The sequence below is a fragment of the Skermanella rosea genome (genome assembly GCF_016806835.2).
In the GTDB taxonomy this organism is placed as follows: domain Bacteria; phylum Pseudomonadota; class Alphaproteobacteria; order Azospirillales; family Azospirillaceae; genus Skermanella; species Skermanella rosea.
In genome coordinates this window covers 3920344-3943863 of the sequence record NZ_CP086111.1, presented here as the reverse complement: position 1 = coordinate 3943863, position 23520 = coordinate 3920344, and the positions used below count along the sequence as shown (strand labels likewise).

The following is a 23520-nucleotide window of genomic DNA, read 5'->3' as shown; positions in this document are numbered from 1 at the left end:
GAAGGGAAGTTCACTGATATGAACATCATTGACCGGCGCCTCAATCCCAAGGGCAAAAGCCTGGCAAACCGCCAGCGCTTCCTGCGCCGCGCCAAGGAGCAGATCGTCAAGGCGGTGCGCGACAGCTCGGGCAAGCGCAGCATCCAGGACATCGAGAACGGCGACAAGATCTCGATCTCCACGGGCGGCGTTCGCGAGCCGACGTTCCACCGCTCGGCGAGCGGCGGGCTGCGCGAGCACGTGGTGCCGGGCAACAAGGAGTTCGTGGAAGGTGACACCATCCCGCGGCCGGAAGGCGGCGGCGGGCGGGGCGGCTCGGAGGGCAGCCCCGACGGCGAAGGCGAGGACGATTTCCGCTTCGTGCTCAGCCGGGAGGAGTTCCTGGACATCTTCATGGAGGACCTGGAACTTCCCGATCTGGTCAAGCAGAAGATCAAGCAGACGGAGAACTACTCGCTGCACCGCGCCGGCTACAGCTCCAGCGGGTCGCCGTCCAACCTCAACCTGGTGCGCACCATGCGCAACAGCCTGTCCAGGCGCATAGCGCTGCGCCGGCCCAAGCCGGAGGAGATCGAACGCCTGGAGCAGGAGATCGCAGAGCTGGAGGCCGGCGGCACCGACGACGCGCGGCTGGCGGAGCTGCGCGGCGAGCTGGAGCGCCAGCTTCGCCGCAGCAAGGTGATCCCCTACCTCGACCCGGTGGACGTCCGCTACAACCGGTTCGAGCGGGTGCCCCGTCCGGTGGCCCAGGCGGTGATGTTCTGCCTGATGGACGTTTCGGGATCTATGACGGAGCACATGAAGGACCTCGCCAAGCGGTTCTTCATCCTGCTCTACCTGTTCCTGAAGCGGCGCTACCGGCACGTCGACATCGTCTTCATCCGGCACACCCACGAGGCCAAGGAGGTCGACGAGGAGACCTTCTTCTACAGCGCCGAGACGGGAGGTACCGTCGTCTCCACCGCGCTGGAGGAGATGCGCCGGATCATCGCGGACCGCTATCCCGAAGCCGAGTGGAACATCTACGCGGCCCAGGCGTCGGACGGCGACAACATGTCGAACGACAACGCCAAGTCCGCGGCGCTGCTGGAAAACGTGATCCTGCCGATGTGCCAGTACTTCGCCTACATCGAGGTCAGCCAGGACTACGAGGGCGGCCTGGGCGGGGCGCTCGGCTCCTCGCTGGGACGCGAGACCGATCTCTGGCGGACCTACAAGCTGGTGGCGAAACCGGGAGCGCCGATCGCCATGCGCAAGGTCCGTACCCGCCGGGAAATCTTCCCGGTCTTCCGCGACCTGTTCTCGCGGGAGAACGCGACGGCCTGAGAAGCGGACAGGCCGAAGCGGACACACCTAGTCAGCGGGCCCGGGCAGCGGGCCGAAGGAACGACAGATGTCCATGCAGATGCTCGACGACGGCAACCAGTTGATCTTCGAAGGCGCGGACTGGGATTACGACAAGATCAAGCGCGCCTATGACGCGATCGAGCGGATCGCGTTCGACGAGATGGGGCTGGACATCTATCCGAACCAGATCGAGGTGATCACGGCCGAGCAGATGCTGGACGCCTACTCGTCCATCGGCATGCCGCTGATGTACAAGCACTGGTCGTTCGGCAAGCACTTCGCGCAGGACGAGACCCTGTACCGCAAGGGCCTGCGCGGCCTGGCCTACGAGATCGTGATCAACTCCAGCCCCTGCATCAGTTACATCATGGAGGAGAACTCCATGACGATGCAGACTCTGGTGATCGCGCACGCGGCGTTCGGCCACAACCACTTCTTCAAGAACAACAACCTGTTTCGCCAGTGGACCGATGCCAAGGGCATCCTGGACTATCTGGAATTCGCCAAGACCTTCATCCTCAAATGCGAGGAGCGCTACGGCCACCAGGCCGTCGAGCGGACGCTCGACGCCGCCCACGCGCTGATGAGCCACGGCGTCCACCGCTATCCGCGCAAGCAGCCGCTCGACCTGCGGGAAGAGCAGCGCCGCGAGGACGAGCGGCAGGAATATAACCGAAAGATGTACAACGACCTCTGGCGGACGGTCCCGACCAAGCCGGGGGTGAAGGAATCGGTGTCGGCGGTCGAGAGCCGCAAGGCGCTGCTGGCGCTGCCGGAGGAGAACATCCTCTACTTCCTGGAAAAGAAGGCGCCGCGCCTGCACCAGTGGCAGCGCGAGATCCTGCGCATCGTCCGCCGGGTCGCCCAGTATTTCTACCCGCAGAAGCAGACCAAACTGATGAACGAGGGGTGTGCCACCTACACCCACTACTACATCATGAATCGGCTGCACCAGAAGGGCCTGATGTCCGACGGGGCGCTGCTGGAGTTCCTGCACTCCCACACCAGCGTGGTGTTCCAGCCCAACTTCGACGATCCGCGGTTCAGCGGCATCAATCCCTACGCCATCGGCTTCGCGATGATGCAGGACATCGAGCGCATCGCGACCAACCCGACCGACGAGGACCGGGAATGGTTCCCCGACTATGCCGGCAACGGCGACGCCATGGGAACGCTGCGCGAGGCCTGGGCCAATTTCCGTGACGAAAGCTTCGTGCTCCAGTACCTGAGCCCGGCGCTGATGCGCAAGATGCGCATGTTCGAGGTCCGGAACGACGCGTCCGAGCCCGAGATGCTGGTCGAGGCGATCCACAACGAGCGCGGCTACCGCAAGGTCCGCAAGGCGCTGGCCCGCCAGTACGACATCGGCTACCTGGAACCCGACATCCAGATCCTCGACGTGGACTTGGCAGGGGACCGCAAGCTGATCCTCCAGCATCGGGTGATCAACCGGGTGCTGCTCGACGAGAGCGATGCCCGGGCGGTGCTTCGCCACATCGCCAACCTCTGGGGCTACGAGGTGATGCTGGTGGAGGTGGACGCGACGACCGAGGCGGTCCTGAAGGAACACACCGTCTCGGCCAGTTCGCTGCTGTTGAGCTGACAGTCGCAGGCCGGCCTCGCCCGGCGGCCGGCCTGCGCCTTGGGGCGCCCCGCGTCAGGCGCCGCCGCCCGTCTCGTTCTGGACGCCGGGTTCGACCGCCTGCTTGCCGAACTGGTCGGCGTCCGTCCCTTCGGCCGCGCCGACCTCCGGGCTGCCGGACGCTTCGCGCATGGCGCCCGCGGCATCCGAGATGCTACCCATGGCCTTGTCGTCGTCGGCACCCGATTGCAGCCCTGCGCCGGACTGCATGTCCCCTCCGGGCACGCCTTGGTCGCCGCCGACCTCGCGCATGGCCTGTTCCCAGTGTTCCTGCTGCTTGCCTTCGGGCTGTCCCTCCTGCTGCCATATCTCGTAGGCACGCTGTCTGACGCGGTCGAGGTCCATAGTGGTCTCCTGATCAAGAAGGGTGAAGCCGACGGAAGGCGGCACTGGTGAAAACAGGGCGGCGGGGGGATGGTCGCGCCCTTTCCGACGACTACCACGGGAGTCGATTCACGCTGGATTCGGTCCCCGTCCGGGAGGATGATCGGACCCGAGGCCGTCACCGGCCGACCGCCGGTCCCTGAGGAGGAGACAATGAAGAACGCGAAGAAGCGGCGCTCCGGCATCGATCCGCTCTACCTGATCATCGGCGGCGCGCTGGTGCTGCTGGTCATCCTGTTCACTTTCATGCGATAGCACGGGCATGCGATAGCACGGGCATGCGATAGCACGGGCATGCGATAGCACGGGCATGCGATGGCATCGGCGCGGTTTGTCGCATCGCAGCAGACGGCCCGCGGGCATAGACTCCTGATCGGCACAAGAACAACGGACGACCCGCGCAGGGTCCGGACACTGCCAGATCGTCCTGTCACGGACAGGAAGGAGAGCTGCAATGACGCCTGCAATCATCACGGCGATCAATGACGAGCATCGGACGATAGCGAAACTGCTTCACCTGATCGACCGGCAGGTGACGCTGTTCAACGACTCCGAGACGCCGGACCTGGATCTGCTCCACCTGATCATGGATTATACCCAGGCGTACCCCGATCTCTACCACCATCCCAAGGAGAACGCGGTCTTCCAGAAGCTGAAGGAGCGCGAGCCGGCCCTTGCCGATGCGGTGGACGCCCTGCTCGAAGACCACGCCCGGATGCCCCAGGTCTCGGCCAAGTTCGCCACGCTGGTCGAGCAGCTGATCGAGGACGCGACCATGCCGCGCGACATCTTCGTCAAGGCCGCCATGGACTATGTGGACTTCCAGCGGTCCCACATGATGCGCGAGGTGGGCGACGTGCTGCCCGCCGCCGCGCGTATCCTGACCGCGGAAGACTGGGCGGAGCTGGAAAGCAGCGTCGGCCGGCAGGAGGATCCGCTGACAAGCGGCAAGGCCCATTACCAGAAGCTGGGGGAACTGCTCCTCAGCGAGGCCTGAACCTTTCCGGGCGCGGAGCCGTCTCCGTCGAGGGGGGCTCCTTAAGGGGGCTACTCCGCCGCCCGGGAAAACTTATATATCGGGTGCATCATTAATCCGGCCGGCTCGGAGTTCGCCATGCGCCTGACCACCTATACCGACTATTCCCTCAGGGTCCTGATCTACCTGGGGGTTCGGAAGGGTGAGCTGGTCACGATCAAGCAGATATCCGACCACTACGGCATATCCAACAACCACCTGCTGAAGGTGGTCCACCAACTCGGCCTGATGGGCTTCGTCGAAACCGTCCGCGGCCGGAACGGCGGCCTGCGGCTCGCCCGGCCGGCGGCGCAGATCGTGATCGGCGACGTGGTGCGCAAGATGGAACAGGACATGGCCCTGGTGCAGTGCTTCGACGCGGACGGTGCCGCCGGATGCCGGATCGTCTCCGCCTGCGTCCTGAAAGGGGCGCTGGGCCGGGCGCTCCAGGCGTTCCTTGACGTGCTGGACCAATACACGCTGGCCCAGCTCGTCGAGCCCAGGGAACGCTTGACGGAGCTGCTCCAACTCGACCGCGCCGCCGGGGCCTAGAGCGGTACCCGATCAGGTCGATCCGGCCGGGGCAGCCGGACCGATGCGTTGGGCCGCGACCCAACCTACGATCGACGGCCCGCATCACCTCCGCCCTGCATCAAACCGTAGGTTGGGCCGTGGCCCAACGCATCGCGGCGAGTGGAACGGCAGGCTGCATGAATGGCGCAGGTCAACCCGGTCGGAAGCTCCATCATCAGGTCGGTCCGCATCCGGCCTGCCTTGTTCGAAGCCGGCATGGAATGAAGGAAATCGGCCACAGATTACGGCGATAGCCTCAGATGATTCGGTCCGTATCTTTGTCCATCGCCGTAATCTGTGGCAAGAACCTGATTTACGCTTGCGTCGCCCCCGCTGGAGCGGTGCCCGATCAGGTCGACCCGCCCCAGGCAGCCGGACCGATGCATTGGGCCGTGGCCCAACGCATCGCAAAACATGAAGCGGGGGAATCCTCCGTTCCGACCGGACCACTAGCCCTCGGCGACGAGCCCGCGGGCGGGCGGTTGCTTGGACCGCTCGCTGCCCTGGCGGTCGCCGGCGGGACGGTGCAGGTCGCGCAGCCGGCGCTCGGCGGCGGCGATGCTCTCGTTGTTGCGCCGGGCGTCGGCATCGATGGCGTCCAGCAGGGAGCGCAGCATCACGCGCAACCGGTCGTTCTCGTTGACCAGTCGGCTGTTGTCCGACGCCAGCTTCGCCATGGAGGCCCGGGCCATCGACAGCTCGGCGGCTTGGCGCTCCAGCGTGCCCGAGAAAGCCTCGATCTGGGACAGCAGCGACTCGCCGCTGTTCTTGGCGGCGTCCAGGCGGGCGAGCGTGGCTTGGCATTCGTCGAACAAGGGATCCTCGTGCGCGCTGGTGTCTGCGGAAAGGTCGAGGACGCCGTCCTCTTCCTGGTCGTCGTCCTGGTCCGCAGCCTCCTCGAACTTCGGCCGCGGGGCGCCGCGCCCGGGCGGCTCGTCGCTGAGCTGCCCGATCAGCGTCGCGATCGCGTGCAGGTCGTCGGTCATCTTCGGTTCGGCGGAGGAAGGGGCGGGGGCAGCCAGGCGTTCGCGCTGGGGCTTGGGCGGCGAGATCGCGGGCAGCGCCCGCGTCTCACCATCCTTCTGCGGTTGGGGCAGGTTGTCCACCTTGCCCCGAACCAGGAAATTCAATGACATCGGCAAAGCTCCGCACGGTTCGAGCCTGTGATGCCATTGGTTATCGTCCATTAAGCTTAATGGACAGTAAACCCACATGCGCGGCCGGGTCAGCGTCGCGGCCGGCGCTTACATCCCCTCATCGTCATGCGCGGGTCGAGCCCGCGCATGAAGAAGAAAAATGCTGTGGCTCAGCTCCGCGCCTTCCGCCAGACGAACAGGACCAGCGGGACGATCCAGATCGCCAGGGTGATCACGCCCAGGGTTCCCGAGATCGGCCGCTCGAAGAATCCCGCGAAGCTGCCGCCGGACTTGATCATCGAGGTGACGAAGTTCTCCTCCAGCATGGGGCCGAGAACGATCCCCAGGATGGTCGGCGCGATCGGGAACCCGTTCTCCTCCATCACGAAGCCCAGCAGCCCGAAGACCAGCATCACCGTGATGCCGAACACCGAGTTGTTGATGGCGAAAGATCCCACGACGCAGAACATCAGGATCGTCGGCATCAGGACGTTCCGCGGCACCCGCATCAGCACCCGGGCCGACTTGATCGCGGCCCAGCCGGCCGGGATCATGAAGATGTTGGCCAGGATGAAGATCAGGAAGACCGCGTAGATGTCCTGGGGGTTGTTGATGAAGATGGTCGGGCCGGGGTTCATGCCCTTCAGGTACAGCACGCCGATCACGATCGCGGTGATGCTGTCGCCGGGGATGCCGAACACCAGGGCCGGCACCCAGGCCCCGCCCAGCGCCGCGTTGTTGGACGAGGTGCTCTCAATGATGCCTTCGACATGGCCGGTGCCGAACTTCTCCGGCGTGCGCGAGAACCGCTTGCTGACGGCATAGCTGACCCACGACGCGATGTCGGCCCCGGCCCCGGGCAGCGCGCCGATCGAGATGCCGATCACGTTGCCGCGGATCGACTGGCGCCAGTACTGCTTCATCAGCCGTCCCCAGCCGGTGAACAGGTTGCCGACCTTGGTCTGCGCGCCGTCCAGGTCGGGCGCCATGCCCAGCACGTAGCGGAAGATCTCCGACACCGCGAACAACCCGATCATGGCCGGGATGAAGTCGATCCCGCCCAGCAGGTCCACGTTGCCGAAGGTGAAGCGCGGCACGCCCGCCGGGTTGTTCAGGCCGATGGTAGCGACGAACAGCCCGATCAGCAGGCTGACCAGCCCCTTCACCGTCGAGCCGGTGCCGACCACCGTGGCGCAGGTCAGGCCCAGGCAGGCCAGCCAGAAATACTCGAACGAGCTGAAGCGGAGCGCCACTTCCGCCAGCGACGGGGCGGCGACGATCAGGATCGCGGTGCCGAACAGGCCGCCCAGCGCCGAGAACAGCAGGTTGGCGCCCAGGGCCAGCTCGCCCTGGCCCTTGCGGGTCATGGCGTAGGCCTCGTCGGTATAGGCGGCCGAGGCCGGGGTCCCGGGGATGCGCAGCAGCGTCCCCGGGATGTCGCCGGCGAAGATCGCCATGGCCGAGCAGGTCACGATGGCGCCGATCGCGGGGACCGGCTCCATGAAGAAGGTGATCGGGACCAGCAGCGCCGTCGCCATGGTCGCGGTCAGTCCGGGGACCGCGCCGACGAACAGGCCGAACAGCGCCGCCATGACGATGGTGAGCAGCACCTGCGGCTGGAACACCATCTCGGAGGCAAGAAGGATCGCGTCCATGCGGCGTCACCACGCCCAGGGGGTCAGGACGCCCCACGGCAGCGGCACGCGCAGCAGGCTGTAGAAGCCGTAATGGACCACCATGGTCAGGACGGCGGCCACCGCGAGGGCCGGCACCAGCCTCACGCCGAGAACGGCGAACAGCGCCGTCAGCGTGATGAAGGCCGTGGGGATGAAGCCCAGCGGAGTGGACACCAGGATATAGAAGACCACCAGCGCCACGGTGATCGCCAGCGCGCGCAGATGGTGTCCCGAGCGAGCCCAGGAAGCGAGGGAGACGGCGCCCGTCTCGGTCCAGTGCCGGAGTCCTCCGGCGATCAGGACCAGCGAGCAGGCGCCGATGGCGAAGGCGATCCAGGTCGGGAACACGGCTGCGCCGTATTCCTGGCCCGGGATCGCCGGCAGGGTGCGTGCGTACAGGCCGATCGCGATCGCGAAGGCCAGCAGCACGGCGCCCAGGATGGCGTCGTTGATCCGCATCGCCGAAAGCTTGTCTTACTGCTTCGCGATGCCGACCGCCTTCATCACCTTGCCGAGGCTGTCGTTGCTCTCGGCCATGAAGTTCCCGAACTGCTCGCCCGAGGCATAGATCATGCCGAAGCCGCGCTGGTTCATGAAGTCCTTGAACTCGGAGCTGTCATACACCTGCTTCAGCGCCGTCTTGAGCTTCTCCGAGACGTCCTCCGGCAGGCCCTTCGGCCCGACGATGCCGCGCCAGGCGGCCATGGTCCAGTCGATGCCGGTCTGCTCCTTGAGGGTCGGAATGTTTGGGAACAGGGGATTGCGCTCCTTCGCCATGATGGCGAGGCTCTTGACCCGCCCGGCGTCGATCAGGGAACGAGCCTCCGGCAGGGAGCAGGGGACGATCTCGACCCCGCCGGCGACGAGGTCCTGGAGCCCCGGCGCGGCGCCCTGGCTCGGGACCCACGGAACCGCCTGCGGGTCGATGCCGGCCTCGTCGAGCATGCCGGCGATCGCCAGGTGCCAGATGCCGCCCTGGCCGGTGCCCGACGCCTTCATGTCGCCCGGGTTGGCGCGGATCGCTTCGAGCAGGTCGCGGGCCGACGTGTACTCGCTGTCCTGGGCGACCTGGAGGCCGGCCGGATCCTCGTTCATCAGCGCGAGCGGGGTATAGTCGGCATAGGTGAGCTGGGTCAGGCCCTGCCAGTGCATCATGCCGATCTCGACCGTGGCGATGCCCAGCGTGTAGCCGTCGGGCGAGGCGCTGGCGATCGCCTGGTGGCCGACCACGCCGCTGCCGCCGGTCCGATTGACCACGTTGATCGGCTGGCCCAGCGACTTCTCCAGCAGGCTGCTGATGATCCGCGCGGTGGCGTCCGTGCCGCCGCCGGCACCCCAGGGCACGATCATGGTGATCGGGCGCTCGGGATAGGCCGCGAAGGCCGGCGCGGTCCCCAGCGCGATCCCGGCGGTCACCAGGGCGCCGAAGGCCGCGGTGCAGGTGCGGATGAAGGTTCTTCTGATCATCGTCTTTCCCCCAGTTTTTTGTTGTTATCCTCTCCTCGACGATCCCGCGTTCCCTCCGGGGATCCTCAAGGCATCTCATCGGGCGGTATCAGGCCCTTGCTCACGACCATGCGCTCCAGGGCGCGCAGCCAGTGATGGTAGTATGTGTTCCCCTGGTCGGGATCGCCCCGGCCCTGCGCGGCCGCGATCTCCTCCGACAGGGTCGCGGCCCATTCGGACCAGGTGAAATGGCCGGCCTCGTGGAGCTTCACCGTCATGGCGAAGGCGTGGGCCTCCCACGGCTCCCGGAAAGGCTGCTCGTCCCCGGGGCCGATCATGGCGCCGGCTCCAGGTAGTCGTCCCACAGGTCGACCAGGACGGTGTCGTTCTCCCGCGCCGCGCCGCCCCACAAGGTCCGGCCGGTGAAGCGCACGCTATAGCAGTGCTGCGGCTTCGTCCCTTCGCCGTGGGCGTGGGTGTCGGGAAAGATGTAGACGCCGTGGTCGCGGTCGATCGTGCCGATCCTTCCCCGGCAATAGCGCGGAACGCGGGTGTGGCGGGGCGTCGTGAGGTCCCGGACCAGCACGCGATCCCCCGCCTTGAAGCGGGGCGGCACCGTGTCGGGCAGCCGCGCGCTGGAGCCCTTCCGGAGGATCGCGGCGACCCGTTCCGGATCGGGCGGCGGGGTGTCGGAAACCGACTGCGGAACGCCGGTCGCCAGTTCGTCCGCGGTGATCAGGCCGGTGTCCAGCGCCAGCTTCTCCGCCGCCTTGAACCACAGCTCGTAATAGCTGCTGCCCAGATACTCCAGCGGGGGACGGTTCTCCCGCGCGTGGCGGGAGGTGTCGATGTTCCACCGCCCGTGGAAGCCCAGGGCCAGCGTGACCGCGAAGGCCCGGCGCTCCCACTCGGCATGGAACAGCGGGTCGTCGGGGTCGGTGTCGATCGGCCCCATGCCGTGCATGCCGCCCATGTCGTGGGCGCCGTTCATGCCGGCTGCTTCCCGGCCGGGGACCTGGCGCGGGTCACGCCGATCATCGAATCGCGGGTGACCAGGTCCGCCAGTTCCTCCTCGCCCATGCCTTCGGTCCCGGGCGGGCGTTCGGGCAGCACGAGGTAGCGCAACTCGGCCGTGCTGTCCCAGACCCGCACCTCGATGTCGTCCGCGACCTCGGTGCCGAACTCGGCCAGCACGCCGCGCGGGTCGAGCACCGCCCGGGACCGGTAGGGCGCCGACTTGTACCAGACCGGCGGCAGCCCGAGGACCGGCCAGGGATAGCAGGAGCACAGGGTGCAGACGACCAGGTTGTGGACCTCCGGCGTGTTCTCGACCACGACCATGTCCTCGCCCTGGCGCCCGGTGAAGCCGAACTCGGCGATGGCCGAGGTCGCGTCTTCCAGCAGCCGCGCCTTGTAGGCCGGATCGGCCCAGGCCCGGGCCACGACCCGCGCGCCGTTGCGCGGGCCGACCTTGTGCTCGTAGGTATCGATCAGCGCGTCGAGCGAGGCCGGATCGACCAGCTTCTTGGCGACCAGCAGCGCCTCCAGCGCCTTGACCCGCTGGGCCAGCGGGGAGGGCGGGGCCGCGTGGACATGGCCACCCTCCCCATGGTCATGGTCATGGTCATGGTCATGGTCATGGTCATGATCGTGGCCCGCCATGGTCAGACGGTGCCCGCGTCCACGATGAAGGTCTGGGCCGAGCACATGCGGCTGTCGTCGGCGCCCAGGAACAGGACCATCCGCGCCACGTCGTGCGGCTTGAGCTCCTCCTTCAGGCACTGCCGGGCGAGGTTGCCCTCCAGCTTCTCCGGCGTCACCCACAGGGACTTCTGCCGTTCGGTCATGATCCAGCCCGGCGCCACGTGGTTGACCCGGATGCCCGACGGCCCCAGGTCCCGGGCGAGCGCCCGCGTCAGCCCCAATGCTCCGGCCTTGGCGGCCTGGTAGACCGCCAAGTCGTCGGTGCAGACGTACCAGGAGGTCGAGCCGAGATTGACGATCGAGCCGCCGCCCGCCTTCGCCATGCCCGGCGCCACCGCCTGGGCCATGAAGAACTGGTGCCGCAGGTTCACGTTGAAGCGGTCGTCCCAGTATTCCGGGGTGACCTCGGCGATGGTATGCCGGTCGTCGCGCGCCGCGTTGTTGACCAGCACGCGGATCGGGCCGAGCTCGTCCTCGATCCGCTTGGCGGCGGCCTTGGCGGCGGCGATGTCGGTCAGGTCGCAGGCGACGAAGAGCGGGGCGGCGACCCCGGCCTCGCGCAGGGTGGCGAGCAGGCCCTCGGCCGCGGCCTCGTCCCGGTCGATGAACGCGACCTTGGCGCCCTGCACGGAGTAGTGCGCCACGGTGGAGGCGCCGATGCCCGACGCTCCGCCGGTGATCAGGACGGCCCTGCCGTCCAGGCTGGGGTAGCGGGCGGCTTTGCGGGCGGCTTCGATGTCGGCGACGGTCACGTCTGCCATGTCTTGGTCCTCATGTTCCTTGCGGGGGGCTCAGATGCTGATGCCGCCGTCCACGATGTGGGCCTGGCCGGTGGTGAAGGCGGACTCGTCGCCGGCGAGATAGACCGCCATGGCGGCGATCTCCTCCGGCGTGCCGAGCCGGCCGAGCGGCTGGCGGGCGATGAACGCCTTGCGGGCCGCCTCGGCGTCGCCCGTGGCCGCGATCCGCTCGTCCAGCGAGGGGCTCTGGATCGTTCCGGGGCAGATCGCGTTGCAGCGGATCCCCTTGGTCACGAAATCGGCGGCGACCGACTTGGTCAGCCCGATCACGGCGGCCTTGCTGGCGCCATAGACGAACCGGTTGGGAATGCCCTTCACGGACGAGGCGACCGAGGCGATGTTGACGATCGACCCGCCCTGGCCGCGCTCCAGCATGGCCGGCAGGAACGCCCTGATGACCCGGTACATGCTGCGGACGTTGAGGTCGAACGAGAAGTCCCAGTCCTTCTCCTCGCAGTCGAGGATGGTGCCGTTGTGGACGAACCCCGCGCAGTTGACCAGAACGTCGAGAGCGCCGAGATCGGCCGCGAGATGCCGAATCGCCTCCGGGTCGAGCACGTCGAGCCGGCGCACGGTCAGCCGCTCGGTGCCTTCCAGTTCCTTCAGCTTGTCGATGTTGAGATCCGTCGCGACGACTTCGGCGCCCTCTCGCGCGAAGGCCAGCGCCGTGGCGCGGCCGATCCCCTGGGCCGCCGCGGTTACCAACGCGGTCTTGCCGGACAAACGCATACTTCAGTCTCCCCCTGCGAGCCGCTTTCTCTCGCGGCCTGCTTTGTTCTCCCCCCGGATTGCCCGGGCCGGGACAGTTTCGCGCGGGTAAACTGGTATGTCCACCTCTGCTTCGCGGCATCTCTCCTTTCACGGGGCGGTTTGAAAGGTTTTTGCCGCAGATGGACGGCGATCGATAAAGATCAGGCCATCTTCACGCTTGCCTTACATACCGTCCGGACGGTATGTAAGGCCCATGACCGAGACCCGCACCCGCCGACGCCAGCCCGAAGTCACCCAGCAGCGCCTGCTGGAGGTGGCGGGGGAACTCGTGGGGGAGACGGGGGTCGCGGCCCTGACGCTAGAGGCGGTCGCGAAGCGGGCGGGGGTCAGCAAGGGCGGGCTGCTGCATCATTTCCCCAGCAAGCAGGCGCTCCTGGCGGCCATGGTCGGGACGATGGTCGAGCGTTTCGCGCGGGCCGCCGACACGGTCGCGGCGGCGGATGCGGACCCGCGCGGGCGCAGCGCCCGGGCCTATGTCCGGACCGCGGTCAGCGAGCCGGAGGCGGAGGTCAGGCGCTGGGCGGCCCTCAGCGCCGCCTTCATGTCCGACCCGTCGCTGCTGGATGGCTGGCGCGGCCGGCTGAAGGGGTTCCGGGACGCCGACCGGTCGGAATGCGCGGACCCGGTGGACGCGCTGGTCGCCCGGCTGGCGGCCGACGGCCTGTGGTTCGCCGACGTCTGCGGGCTGTACGACATCGACGCGGAAACGCGGCGGCGGGTCGCCGACCGGCTGGTCGCGCTGACCCGTTCCTGAGGATTCGAGCGCGGAGGAGCTTCGGTAATGGTCTATGCGATCCTGTTCGCCGCCGTCGTGCTGGAGGTCATCGGGACCTCCGCCCTGAAGGCGTCCGAGCAGTTCACCAAGCCGTTGCCGGTCGCGGTCACGCTGGCCTGCTACGGGGCGTCGTTCTTCCTGCTGTCGCTGGCGCTCCGGACCCTGCCGGTCGGCATCGCCTACGCGATCTGGAGCGGCCTCGGCATCGTGCTGATCAGCCTGGTGGGGTTTTTCTGGTTCAAGCAGGCACTCGACGCTCCGGCGGTCGTGGGGCTGAGCCTGATCCTGGCCGGCGTGGTCGTCGTCAACGTCTTCTCGAAATCCCTGCCGCACTGAGCGGCGGGCGTCACGCGGCGTCGGACAGGTCGGCGATCGCGTCCGGATCGGTCAGCTCGATCTTATGGCCTTCCAGAAGCCGGATCAGGCCGGCCGTCTTCAGGCAGGTGATGGTGCGCGACACGGTCTCGATCGTCAGGCCCAGATAGTCGGCGATGTCCGACCTGCCCATCGGCATGGACAGCCGCGTGTCGCTCAGGCCGCGCTTGGCCGCCTTCCGCGACAGCGTCATCAGGAAGGTGCAGAGCTTTTCCTTGGCGGACTTCCGGCCCAGCAGGACCATCTGCTCCTGCGCGGTCAGCAGCTCGTTGGCGGTGACCGCGAGCAGGCGGCGGCGCACGACGGGGTTCTCGTCGATCAGGGCCTCCAGCCGGCGGCGCGGGAACCGGCGGACGGCGGCCGTGGTCACCGCTTCCGCGGTGTAGAGATAGGTGTCGTTGAACGACAGGCCCAGGAAGTCCCCGGCTTCCAGGAAGCCGATGATCTGGCGGCGGCCGTCGGGCAGCAGCTTGAACACCCGGATGGTGCCGCTCATCACCTCGAACACGTTGTCGGCGTGGTCGCCCTCGCGGAACAGCGGGCAGTCGCGGTCCACGGTCGCGACCGTGGCGATGGCGTCGAGCGGATCGGAGGTGTGCATGGCCCAGCGGGAAGCGTTGCCCGACGCCCAGGACGCCGCCGGGGCGGAGATGTTGGTGGTCTGCCGGCGGGCCTGGACCATGCCTCCGAGGGTTGCGGAAGATGCTGCCGGTGCCGTGTCGGCGATCGCAAGGGCTGGGGCCATGATCTCTATCCTCTCCGCTCCGCTTGATCGGATTCTTTGGACTTTCCGTCGTCCGTGACCGAGGTATAGAGCCAGCCGGCCCCGCGGCTAAGTTCGGTATTTTACGTAAGGGTTTGTACGTAAGGGGTTCTACGTATGCCGCCGGGGGCTATCTCAGGAGTGAAGGTCGGCATGGACGAGAGGGACCGGTGACGGATCGGCAGGCGGCGAAGTGGCTGGGCGGACTGGCGCGGCAGGCCCGCCTGGGGATCGGGCTCGCGGTCGGCGCGGGCTTCGCCAGCGGGGTCCTGCTGCTGGCCCAGGCCGGCCTGATCGCCCATGTGCTCCACGCCGCCATCGTCGACGGCGTCCCGCGCGCCGACCTGATGCCGGCCCTGTGGGGGCTGCTCGCCGTCTACGGCGCCCGGGCCGTTTGCGCCTGGGGGGCGGAGGTGGCCGGGTTCGCCGCGGCGGCCCGGGTGCGGTCGGCGCTTCGGCGGGAGCTGTACGGCCATATCGCGCGGCTCGGCCCGGCCTATGCCGGCGGCCGGCACAGCGGCGACCTGTCCACCGTCCTGATCGAGCAGGTCGATGCGCTGGACGGCTATTTCGCCCGCTTCCTGCCGCAGATGGCGCTTTCGGTGCTGGTGCCGCTGACCCTGCTGGCGGCGATCTTCCCGATGAACTGGGTGGTCGGCGCCATGCTGCTGGCGGCGGCCCCCTTCGTGCCCCTGTTCATGTCGCTGATCGGCATGGGAGCGGCGGCCGCCAGCCGCCGCCAGTTCGAGGCCCTGGCCCGCATGGGCGGGTATTTCCTGGACCGCCTCCAGGGGCTGACCACGCTGAAGCTGTTCGGCCAGGCGCGGCGGGAGCTGGAGCTGATCGGCCAGGTCTCGGACGAGTACCGACGGCGCACCATGGGGGTCCTGCGCATCGCCTTCCTGTCCTCCGCCGTGCTGGAGCTGTTCAGCGCCATGGCGGTCGCCGTGGTCGCGGTCTATGTCGGCTTCAGCCTGCTGGGCTATGTCCGGTTCGGCCCGAGCGGCGAGGTCACGCTGGCGACCGGGATGTTCGTCCTCCTGCTGGCGCCCGAGTTCTTCCTGCCGCTCCGCCAGCTCGCCGCCCACTACCATGACCGGGCCGCCGCGGTCGGGGCGGCCGGGCAGATCCTGGCGGTGCTCGACACGCCCGCGCATCCCCCCGCCGGCATCCGCCCGCCGGCCGGCGCCGGCCCCATGGCGCTGGAGATGACCGGCGTCGAATTCGCCCACGGCGGAGGGGAGGGCGCGCGCCCGGTGCTGGCCGGCTTCTCCCTGAGCGTCGCCGCCGGCGAGCGGGTGGCCCTGGTCGGCCCCAGCGGCACCGGCAAATCGAGCGTGATCGGCCTGTTCCTGGGTTTCCTGCGTCCCCAGGCCGGCTCCGTCCGGATCGGCGGGCTGGAGGTCGGGCGGATCGACCCGGCCGACGTGACCGCCTGGGTCGGGCAGAACCCGCACCTGTTCCACGGCACCATCCGCGACAATATCCGGCTGGCCCGGCCCGACGCCTCCGACGAGGCGGTGGAGGCCGCCGCCGACGCGGCGCGGGTCAGCGACTTCGCGGCTCGCCTGCCGGACGGCCTGGACACCCTGATCGGCCAGCGCGGTCACGGCATCTCCGGCGGGGAGGCGCGCCGGGTCGCGCTGGCCCGGGCCTACCTGAAGGACGCGCCCGTCCTGCTTCTGGACGAGCCGACCGCCGGCCTCGACCCCGCCAACGAGGCGCTGGTGCTGGAGGCCCTCGGCACCCTGGCGCAGGGCCGGACCGTCCTGATCGCGACCCACAGCCTGTCCGGCATCGGCTGGGCGGACCGGCGGGTCGAGATCGGCGGCAGCGTGGCGGTGGCCGATGCGTGACCTCTGGCCCTTCCTGAAGCTGTTCCGCCGGCACGCCGGGCGCATGGCGCTGGGGGCGCTGCTGATGCTGGTGACGCTGCTGGCCGGGATCGGCCTGCTCGGCCTGTCCGGCTGGTTCATCACCGGCAGCGCGCTGGCCGGCCTGGGGCTGGGCGTCGCGGGCTTCAACATCTTCACGCCCAGCGCCGGCATCCGCGCCGCCGCCCTGGTCCGGACCGCCGGCCGCTATGCCGAGCGGCTGGTCAACCACGAGGCGACCTTCCGCCTGCTGGCCGACCTGCGCCGCTGGCTGTTCGAGCGCGCCCTGCCGCTGGACGCCGGGCAGGTGGCCCGCCTGACCGGCGGCGACCTGCTGACCCGGCTGACCGCCGACATTGATGCGCTCGACAACCTGTACCTGCGGGTGGTCGCGCCCAGCGCCGTGGCGCTGCTGACCGCGATCGCGGTGCTGACGCCGCTGGGCTGGGTCGATCCCGGCGTGGCCCTGGCGACCGCGGGGCTGATGCTGGTCGCCGGCGTCGGCGTGCCAGCACTGGCCGGACGGCTGGGCGCCGGCGCCGGGCGCGACCTGGTGGAGATCGGCGCGCGGCTCCGGACCCGCGCGGTGGACGGCATCCAGGGGCTGGCCGACCTGCGGGCCTTCGCCGCCGACGGACGGCATCTGGAAGCCCTGTCGCGCGACACCGACCTGCTGATCGCCCGGCAGCGGCGGATGAGCTCGATCACCGGCCTGTCCGCCGGGCTGACCATGCTGGCCGCGGGCCTCGCCGTCTGGACCGCCCTGCTGCTGGTCGTCGGGGAGGTGGAGGGCGACCGGCTGGACGGCCCGACCGCCGCCCTGGCCGTGTTCGTCGTGATGGCGGTGTTCGAGGCGACGGCCCCGCTGCCGCTGGCCTACCAGTATCTCGGCCGGACCCGCGCCGCCGCCCGCCGCCTGCTGGAGATCGCGGAGATGCCGCCCGGCGTGCGCGACCCGGACCAGCCGGCGCCGCCTCCCGGCGACTTCGCCCTGCGGTTCGAGCAGGTCGGCCTCTCCCACGGCACCAAGGCGGTGATCGGGGACCTTTCCCTGGAGCTGCCCGCCGGCCGCGTGACGGTGCTGCTGGGGCCGAGCGGGGCCGGCAAGTCGACCCTGGCCCAGCTGGCGCTCCGCCTGATGGATCCGGATGCCGGCCGCGTCACCCTGGGCGGCGTCGATCTGCGCGACCTGCGGCAGGAGGACCTGCACCGGCACATGGCCTATGTCAGCCAGGGCACCCACCTGTTCGCCGCCGACATCCGGGACAACCTGCTGATCGGCCGCCCCGGCGCCACCAACGCCGAGCTGTGGGAGGCGCTGGAGGTCGTCCAGCTCGCCGACTTCGTCGAATCCCTCCCCGACGGCATCCTGACCTGGGTCGGCGAGAACGGCGTGCTCCTGTCCGGCGGCCAGGCCCGGCGGCTGGCGCTGGCGCGGGCGCTGCTGAAGGATGCGCCGGTGATGATCCTGGACGAGCCGACCGAGGGGCTGGACGCCGCGACCGAGGCGGCCCTGATGGGCGAGCTCCGCCCGCGCCTCGCCGGCCGCACCGTCCTGCTGATCACCCACCGGGAGACCCTGGCCACCGGCGCCGACATCGTCCGGCGGCTGGAGGATGGCTCCCTTTTGTCCACGCGATCTTGACCGCCGCCGGGTGTTGAAGGGGGACGAGAACCCGGTCAATCCAGTCGAGGAACGCCCTCCATGCTCATGCGGCCTGCAACCTTCGCGGCGGCGATCGCCCTGTCGTCCATCGGAGTTTCGTCCTTCGGAGTCCCCGGTGCCGGCCAGGCGGCGGAAAAGCCGGCCGAAGACCTGCTGAAGCGCGCGGAGTCCGAACGGCCGGAGTTCCTGACGACCCTGGAAGAGCTCGTCGCCATCGATTCCGGCACCGGCAATGCGGAGGGCCTGTCCAAGGTCGAAGGCATCCTGGTGGAGCGCCTGAAGGCCCTCGGCGCCGAGGTCGAGGTCACGCCCGCGCAGCCGTCCGCCGGCAACAACATCGTCGGCACCCTGAAGGGGTCGGGAGAGGCGAAGTTCCTGCTGATGGTCCATTACGACACGGTGTTCGGACCCGGCACGGCCGCGGAACGTCCCTTCCGGGTCGACGGCGAGCGGGTCCTCGGGCCGGGCGTCGCCGACGCCAAGGGCGGCCTCGCCATGATCCTTCATTCGTTGAAGCTGCTGCGCGACCAAGGCTTCGACCGTTACGGCTCGATCACCGTCCTGTTCAACCCGGACGAGGAGATGGGCTCGGGCGGATCGAAGAAGATGATCGCCGACCTGGCGCGCGGGCAGGACTACGTCTTCTCCTACGAGCCGCCGGACAAGGATGCCGTCACGACCGCGACCAACGGCATCAACACGGTCTATCTGGACGTGAAGGGCAGGGCGTCGCACGCCGGCTCCGCTCCCGAGGAGGGCCGCAACGCCGTTACCGAGCTGGCCCATCAGATCGTCCAGCTCAAGGATCTCGGCGACCCGGCCAAGGGCACCACGGTCAACTGGACCATCGTCAAAGGTGGGGAGAAGCGGAACATCATCCCCCCGGCCGCCTCGGCCGAAGCCGACATGCGCTATTCCGACCTGACTGAGTATGACCGCGTCCTGGCCGACGGCCAACGGATCATCGCGGACAAGCTGATCCCCGACACGGAGGTGTCGTTCCGCATCGAGAAGGGACGCCCGCCGCTGGCGAGGAACCCGGGCTCCGAACAGCTGGCCGCCCTCGCGAAACAGCTTTACGGCCGGATCGGGCAGACCGTCGAGCCGGTCGCCATGCGCTTCGGCACCGACGCCGGCTACGCCTACTTCCCCGACAGTCCCAAGCCCGCAGTGCTGGAGACCATGGGCGTCGTCGGCGCCGGCCTGCATTCGCCCGAGGAATATGTCGAACTGTCCAGCATCGCCCCGCGGCTCTACCTGACCACCAGCCTGATCATGGAGCTCTCGGAAAACCCCCAGTCGAAGAGCGAGTAGAATTCCCGCACGGTGCTCTCCATCGACCCGCCGCGTCGCTCTACCGTCGGTCGGCCTTCGCCCGCCCGGGCGAACGCCGACACCCCGCTTCGACTCTCCGGCCACGCTGTCGGCGTCGGCCTTCGGCCGAGGCCGACCTACGGCTTATTAACCTTAAGGGCTAATTAACCACTTTACCCTATTCCCTCGCCACGGCGGGCGGCAGGCGACCCGCCCATTGTGGATCGTGAGGATTTGGGTGAACAGGTCAGGTTATCTGGCGGCCTCGACGGCCGTCTCGACGGCGCTGCTGCCGCTGGCGCTGCTGCCGCTGGTTCTGGTGCCGGCCTCGAGCGCCGGGGCGGCCGACGCTTTCGTCGCCACGCTGAGCGCCAACGGCGAGAGCAGGACCTACAGCTACGATAGCATCGAGGATGCCATCGACAGCGTCTCGGGCACCAGCCTGAGGAGCCTTCTGCCGAGCTACACCGACAACGCCCCCGCCACCGCCGTCTTCAACCTGCGGGGCCTGGGCGCCACGATCGAATATCCAGGCGCCGGGGCCGACCTGGTGCTGAAGGTGCCCGCCGCGGGGATCGAGCGGACCTTCACCGGCGCCACCCGCGATGAGGCGGAGGACGCCCTGTCCGACTATTTCAAGGGGCAGGGGGCCAGCGACGTCACCAGCATCCTCCAGGCCGCCGTCCGGGAGACCGCCATCGATCCGGTGGCCGGCAACCCGGACAGCCTGATGTCGCTGATGGGCGCCGCCGACTTCGCCCAGGGTACCGACGCGCTCGGGAGCGTTGGCGGGCAGGGCGGCACCGACCTGTTCGGCTTCGCGGTCGAGGGCGGGCGGGGCACGGCCCCGGGCGGCTATGATCAGGACCGGGTGACCGGCACGCTATCCTACCGCATGAACTTCGAAGGGTCCGATACCGCCGTCCTGTTCGACCTGCCGGTCAACTGGATCCGGGCCGGCGATTCCGACTCGCTGTCCGGATCGCTCGGCATCGGCGTCCGGGTGCCGCTGACCGACTCCTGGTCGCTGACCCCGGCGGTCCGGGCCGGCGTCGCCGGATCGATCGACATGGGCGCCGCGGCGGTGGTCTATTCCGGATCGCTGACCAGCGACTTTCGCTGGGATTGGGGCGGCTGGCGCTTCGGGCTGGGCAACATGGCGGGCGTCTACCGGGCGACCGGCGTGTCGGTCGGCGATTACGACATCGATTACGACCTGACCAACGTCATCCTGCGCAACGGGATCTCCGTGTCGCGTGACCTGACCGACAGCGTGGCCCCGCTGAGCGTGACGGCGTCCTTCGTGGACAGCCGGTATCTCGGCGACGACCTGTTCGTCGAGGCGTTCGACGAGGTCACCGTCAGCCTCGCCAAGGCGGCGACGGCCGGCCGCTTCCGGTTCGACCGGGTCGAGCTCGGCGTGTCCTACGGCTTCGGCGACGATTACGAGCGGATCATGGGCAAGCTGAAGCTGCGCTTCTGACCGGAAGCACCTTTCCGGCCGGCCTCAGTGACGGGTCGGCCGGGTGAGCGCGGTCCGGATCATGTCGACGAGGATCTCGTCCTCGAACGGCTTCTCGATGAAGGCCAGCACCCCCGCTTCCAGCGCCCGTGCCTTGGTGGCGGGGTCTCCGCGTCCCGTGATCAGGATCACCGGCATGTCATTGAGCCGGGTGCCGTAGGTCTCCACGAATTCCAGGCCGCTCATCACCGGCAGATGCAGGTCCAGCACCAGGCATCCGCCATCCTCACCCTTGAAGTTCTCAAGGAATTCGGGGCAGGAAGGATAGTCTTCGACCGGCATGCAGTAGGATTCCAGCAGGGTCTTCAGCGAGTCCCGCACGGGTTCGTCGTCATCGACCAGGAAGACCGTCCGATTATACTGCGCACTCACCCCAGCCTCCCGCGGTCGGACGATGAACCGCGACTTCGTCGGCTGCCGTCGCGCTTCGTAGGGGCAAGATAAGCCCGACCACACCAGCGATAAATACGCAATAACCCCTAGTGCCCCGCCATAGTCAACGAATCGGTTGACATTCCGGCGCCGACGGTCTTAACTCAACCACATGGTTGAACAACAGACGACAAACCTTGATCTCGTGTTCCAGGCCCTGGCCGACCCCACGCGGCGGGCGATGCTGCGCGATCTGGCGTCGGGCGAACGCCGGATCGGCGAGCTGGCCGCGCCCTTCTCCATGTCGCTGGAGGCGGCATCCAAGCATGTCCGCGTGCTGGAACGCGCCGGGCTGGTCCGCCGCCAAGTGCGGGGCCGGGCGCATGTCTGCCGCATCGAACCGGCGCCGCTGGCCGCCGCCCAGGACTGGATCCGCTTCTACGAGCAATTCTGGACTGGCCGTCTCGATGCCCTGGAAGCGCTGCTCAAGGCCGAACCCACCGAAGAGACCACCGACCGAGGAGGAAGCGAATGACCGCCGCAGAACAAACCGCCCCCGAAACGATTCCCGACAGCATGGGGACCATCATCGAGCCCGGAACGATCCGGTTCGAGCGCCTGCTGCCCGGCCCGATCGAGCGGGTCTGGGCCTACCTGACCGAGTCCGACAAGCGCGGCCAATGGCTGGCCTCCGGCGAGATGGAACCCCGTGCCGGCAGCACCTTCTCCCTCCATTTCGATAACAGCGGCCTGTCGCCGCAACGCATTCCCACGCCCGAGAGGTTCCGCCGTTACGATGCCGGAATAACCACCGCCCACCAGATAACCCGCTTCGAACCGCCCCGCCTGCTGGCGATCACCTGGGGCGGCGGGACCGAGGAACCGTCCGAAGTGACCTTCGAACTGGCCGAGCAAGGGGAGGGGGTACGTCTCGTCCTGACCCACCGCCGCCTCCCCGACGCCCCGTCCCTGACCAATGTCGGCGCCGGCTGGCACAGCCACCTGGCGATCCTCGCCGACAAACTCTCCGGCCGCATCCCGCCGTCCTTCTGGACGCTGTTCGAAAAGCTGGAGCCGATCTACGCCTGATCCAAGGGTGATGGCTTTCCGGCGGGCCGCCGGGTTTCCAGGGCACCGGCCCGGGTCAGAAGGTCGCTGCGGCCTGCCGGGGCTTGCGAGTGGTTGCGGGAGTGTGCTGCCTGTCGCGCGAGCTTTCCCTTTCCGGTGCCCGCGACGATGCCAGCTCCCGACTCCCTGTACCACCGCCTGTTCTCCGACCCGGTGATGATCGAGCAGCTGGTGCGCGGCTTCCTGCCCATCGGGATCGCGGACATGCTGGACTTCACCCGGCTGGAACGGGTCAACGCCAAGTTCCACGCCGCCCGCGGCGACCGGCGCGAGGGCGACATGGTCTGGCGGGTGCCGACGCTTTCCGGAGAAATGGTCCACATCTACCTGATGCTGGAGTTCCAGGGGACCCCGGAGCGGTTCATGCCGGTGCGGGTGCAGGTCTATGCCGGCCTGCTGTGGCAGCATCTCGTCGCCGAGGGCGCGCTGGCCCAAGGCGGCCGGCTGCCGCCGCTACTGCCGATCGTGCTGTACTGCGGCGAGGCCCGCTGGACCGGCCCTGCCGACACGACCGAGCTGATCGCCCTGCCGGAGGACTCGCCGCTCTGGCCTTGGCAGCCGCAGGTTCGCTACCATCTGATCGACGAGAACCGGCTGCGCGCCGAGGACCTGGCCCGGCACGACAGCCTGGTGGCGCTGCTGTTCCGGATCGAGACCTGCGACCGGCCGGACGACCTGCCCGGACTGGTCAGCCAAGCGGTGGCGTGGTTCGCCGGGCATCCGGGCCACGCGACGCTGCGGCTGGCGTTCGGCGAGGTGGTGGAGAACGCGGTCAGGGGACTGGTCGGCGGCCCGGAGGCCGCGACGGTGTCGATGGATATCGAGGAGGTTCAGGGCATGCTGGCGGACCGCATCAAGAAGTGGGAACAGGAACTGCTCGCCAAGGGCGTCGCGGAGGGCAGGGCCGAAGGCAAGGCAGAGGGCAAGGCCGAAGGTATCACGGAGGGAGTAGCCAAAGGCATCATACAGGGAAAAGCCGAGGGAATGGCGGCCGGCCGGGCGGCGATGCTCCGGCGCCAGTTCACCCGCCGGTTCGGTGCCTTGCCGGCCGGCGCGGAGCGCCTGATCGACAGCTCGACGGCCGAACAGCTCGACGCCCTCATGGACCGCCTGATCGATGCCCGCACCCCGGTCGACGTCTTTCCCGACCTCCGCACCTGAGTCGACGTTCAACCAAAGGTTGTCCTCGGTCGAAGGCCGACGCCGGCGACCTGCCCGGAGCGTCGGTGCAGGATGC

General features: G+C 68.4%; 25 protein-coding genes. 13 read left to right on the top strand and 12 right to left on the bottom strand.

The genetic code is table 11. From position 1 onward, the window contains the following. Positions 1 to 18 precede the first annotated feature (18 nt). A complete protein-coding gene (locus JL101_RS18400; protein WP_203097024.1) occupies positions 19 to 1326 on the top strand; it encodes a YeaH/YhbH family protein in 1308 nt (435 codons plus the stop codon). 67 nt (positions 1327 to 1393) lie between these two features. Continuing rightward, positions 1394 to 2950 carry a SpoVR family protein gene (locus tag JL101_RS18395; protein WP_407696873.1) on the top strand — a complete coding sequence of 519 codons (1557 nt, stop codon included), beginning with the start codon at positions 1394 to 1396 and terminating at the stop codon, positions 2948 to 2950. 54 nt (positions 2951 to 3004) lie between these two features. Here JL101_RS18395 and JL101_RS18390 read toward each other — a convergent pair whose 3' ends face one another. Further along, a complete protein-coding gene (locus JL101_RS18390) occupies positions 3005 to 3334 on the bottom strand; it encodes a DUF2934 domain-containing protein (protein ID WP_203097025.1) in 330 nt (109 codons plus the stop codon). A gap of 493 nt (positions 3335 to 3827) precedes the next feature. On the opposite strand from JL101_RS18390, the gene JL101_RS18385 reads away from it, so the two are divergent. Both JL101_RS18385 and JL101_RS18380 read left to right on the top strand, forming a co-directional pair. Continuing rightward, positions 3828 to 4370, top strand: coding sequence for a hemerythrin domain-containing protein (locus tag JL101_RS18385; protein ID WP_203097026.1), 543 nt, complete (start codon positions 3828 to 3830; stop codon positions 4368 to 4370). A gap of 117 nt (positions 4371 to 4487) precedes the next feature. Next, positions 4488 to 4940, top strand: a complete 453-nt coding sequence (locus JL101_RS18380; RefSeq protein ID WP_203097027.1) for an Rrf2 family transcriptional regulator — start codon at positions 4488 to 4490, stop codon at positions 4938 to 4940. A gap of 470 nt (positions 4941 to 5410) precedes the next feature. Here JL101_RS18380 and JL101_RS18375 read toward each other — a convergent pair whose 3' ends face one another. The 9 genes from JL101_RS18375 to JL101_RS18335 all read right to left on the bottom strand — a co-directional run bounded on the left by JL101_RS18375 (position 5411) and on the right by JL101_RS18335 (position 12452). Next, a complete protein-coding gene (locus JL101_RS18375; RefSeq protein ID WP_203097028.1) occupies positions 5411 to 6097 on the bottom strand; it encodes a hypothetical protein in 687 nt (228 codons plus the stop codon). Between the two features lie 170 nt (positions 6098 to 6267). Then, positions 6268 to 7752, bottom strand: a complete 1485-nt coding sequence (locus tag JL101_RS18370) for a tripartite tricarboxylate transporter permease (protein WP_203097029.1) — start codon at positions 7750 to 7752, stop codon at positions 6268 to 6270. 6 nt (positions 7753 to 7758) lie between these two features. Further along, positions 7759 to 8232: a tripartite tricarboxylate transporter TctB family protein gene (locus JL101_RS18365; RefSeq protein WP_203097030.1), complete on the bottom strand. Its 474-nt coding sequence runs from the start codon at positions 8230 to 8232 to the stop codon at positions 7759 to 7761. A 15-nt stretch (positions 8233 to 8247) separates the two neighbouring features. Continuing rightward, the gene (locus JL101_RS18360) at positions 8248 to 9240 is read right to left on the bottom strand and encodes a tripartite tricarboxylate transporter substrate binding protein (RefSeq protein WP_203097031.1); all 993 of its coding nucleotides are present in this window, start codon (positions 9238 to 9240) and stop codon (positions 8248 to 8250) included. Between the two features lie 65 nt (positions 9241 to 9305). Continuing rightward, on the bottom strand, positions 9306 to 9557 hold the full coding sequence (locus tag JL101_RS18355) for a nitrile hydratase accessory protein (protein WP_203097032.1): 252 nt from the start codon (positions 9555 to 9557) through the stop codon (positions 9306 to 9308). Further along, positions 9554 to 10210, bottom strand: a complete 657-nt coding sequence (nthB, locus tag JL101_RS18350) for a nitrile hydratase subunit beta (RefSeq protein WP_203097033.1) — start codon at positions 10208 to 10210, stop codon at positions 9554 to 9556. Before nthB ends, JL101_RS18355 begins: the two co-directional genes overlap by 4 nt. Continuing rightward, positions 10207 to 10881 carry a nitrile hydratase subunit alpha gene (nthA, locus tag JL101_RS18345; RefSeq protein WP_203097034.1) on the bottom strand — a complete coding sequence of 225 codons (675 nt, stop codon included), beginning with the start codon at positions 10879 to 10881 and terminating at the stop codon, positions 10207 to 10209. The genes nthB and nthA overlap by 4 nt, the downstream gene beginning before the upstream one ends. Before the next feature lie 2 nt (positions 10882 to 10883). Beyond that, positions 10884 to 11684, bottom strand: coding sequence for an SDR family NAD(P)-dependent oxidoreductase (locus JL101_RS18340; RefSeq protein ID WP_203097035.1), 801 nt, complete (start codon positions 11682 to 11684; stop codon positions 10884 to 10886). 30 nt (positions 11685 to 11714) lie between these two features. Further along, the gene (locus JL101_RS18335; RefSeq protein WP_203097036.1) at positions 11715 to 12452 is read right to left on the bottom strand and encodes an SDR family oxidoreductase; all 738 of its coding nucleotides are present in this window, start codon (positions 12450 to 12452) and stop codon (positions 11715 to 11717) included. 235 nt (positions 12453 to 12687) lie between these two features. On the opposite strand from JL101_RS18335, the gene JL101_RS18330 reads away from it, so the two are divergent. Continuing rightward, the gene (locus JL101_RS18330; protein WP_203097037.1) at positions 12688 to 13248 is read left to right on the top strand and encodes a TetR/AcrR family transcriptional regulator; all 561 of its coding nucleotides are present in this window, start codon (positions 12688 to 12690) and stop codon (positions 13246 to 13248) included. 27 nt (positions 13249 to 13275) lie between these two features. After that, complete coding sequence (locus tag JL101_RS18325; protein WP_203097038.1) at positions 13276 to 13605, top strand: DMT family transporter; 330 nt, start codon at positions 13276 to 13278, stop codon at positions 13603 to 13605. Between the two features lie 10 nt (positions 13606 to 13615). Here JL101_RS18325 and JL101_RS18320 read toward each other — a convergent pair whose 3' ends face one another. Continuing rightward, entirely contained in the window at positions 13616 to 14389 is a 774-nt protein-coding gene (locus JL101_RS18320; protein ID WP_203097039.1) for a cyclic nucleotide-binding domain-containing protein, read from the bottom strand. Positions 14390 to 14577: 188 nt separating this feature from the next. Here JL101_RS18320 and cydD point away from each other — a divergent pair, with 188 nt between their 5' ends. The 4 genes from cydD to JL101_RS18300 all read left to right on the top strand — a co-directional run bounded on the left by cydD (position 14578) and on the right by JL101_RS18300 (position 20744). Further along, complete coding sequence (gene cydD, locus JL101_RS18315; protein WP_203097040.1) at positions 14578 to 16263, top strand: thiol reductant ABC exporter subunit CydD; 1686 nt, start codon at positions 14578 to 14580, stop codon at positions 16261 to 16263. Continuing rightward, positions 16256 to 17926, top strand: a complete 1671-nt coding sequence (cydC, locus tag JL101_RS18310) for a thiol reductant ABC exporter subunit CydC (RefSeq protein WP_203097041.1) — start codon at positions 16256 to 16258, stop codon at positions 17924 to 17926. The genes cydD and cydC overlap by 8 nt, the downstream gene beginning before the upstream one ends. A gap of 60 nt (positions 17927 to 17986) precedes the next feature. Further along, entirely contained in the window at positions 17987 to 19261 is a 1275-nt protein-coding gene (locus JL101_RS18305) for a M20/M25/M40 family metallo-hydrolase (protein ID WP_203097043.1), read from the top strand. 238 nt (positions 19262 to 19499) lie between these two features. Beyond that, positions 19500 to 20744, top strand: coding sequence for a hypothetical protein (locus tag JL101_RS18300; RefSeq protein WP_203097045.1), 1245 nt, complete (start codon positions 19500 to 19502; stop codon positions 20742 to 20744). Positions 20745 to 20768: 24 nt separating this feature from the next. On the opposite strand, the gene JL101_RS18295 is transcribed toward JL101_RS18300, so the two are convergent. Further along, entirely contained in the window at positions 20769 to 21155 is a 387-nt protein-coding gene (locus JL101_RS18295; protein WP_203097047.1) for a response regulator transcription factor, read from the bottom strand. 172 nt (positions 21156 to 21327) lie between these two features. Here JL101_RS18295 and JL101_RS18290 point away from each other — a divergent pair, with 172 nt between their 5' ends. From JL101_RS18290 to JL101_RS18280, 3 genes are all read left to right on the top strand, one after another. Then, on the top strand, positions 21328 to 21690 hold the full coding sequence (locus JL101_RS18290) for an ArsR/SmtB family transcription factor (protein ID WP_203097048.1): 363 nt from the start codon (positions 21328 to 21330) through the stop codon (positions 21688 to 21690). After that, positions 21687 to 22244 carry an SRPBCC family protein gene (locus tag JL101_RS18285; RefSeq protein ID WP_203097050.1) on the top strand — a complete coding sequence of 186 codons (558 nt, stop codon included), beginning with the start codon at positions 21687 to 21689 and terminating at the stop codon, positions 22242 to 22244. Before JL101_RS18290 ends, JL101_RS18285 begins: the two co-directional genes overlap by 4 nt. Positions 22245 to 22391: 147 nt before the next feature. Continuing rightward, entirely contained in the window at positions 22392 to 23444 is a 1053-nt protein-coding gene (locus tag JL101_RS18280) for an Rpn family recombination-promoting nuclease/putative transposase (protein ID WP_203097052.1), read from the top strand. Positions 23445 to 23520 lie beyond the last annotated feature (76 nt).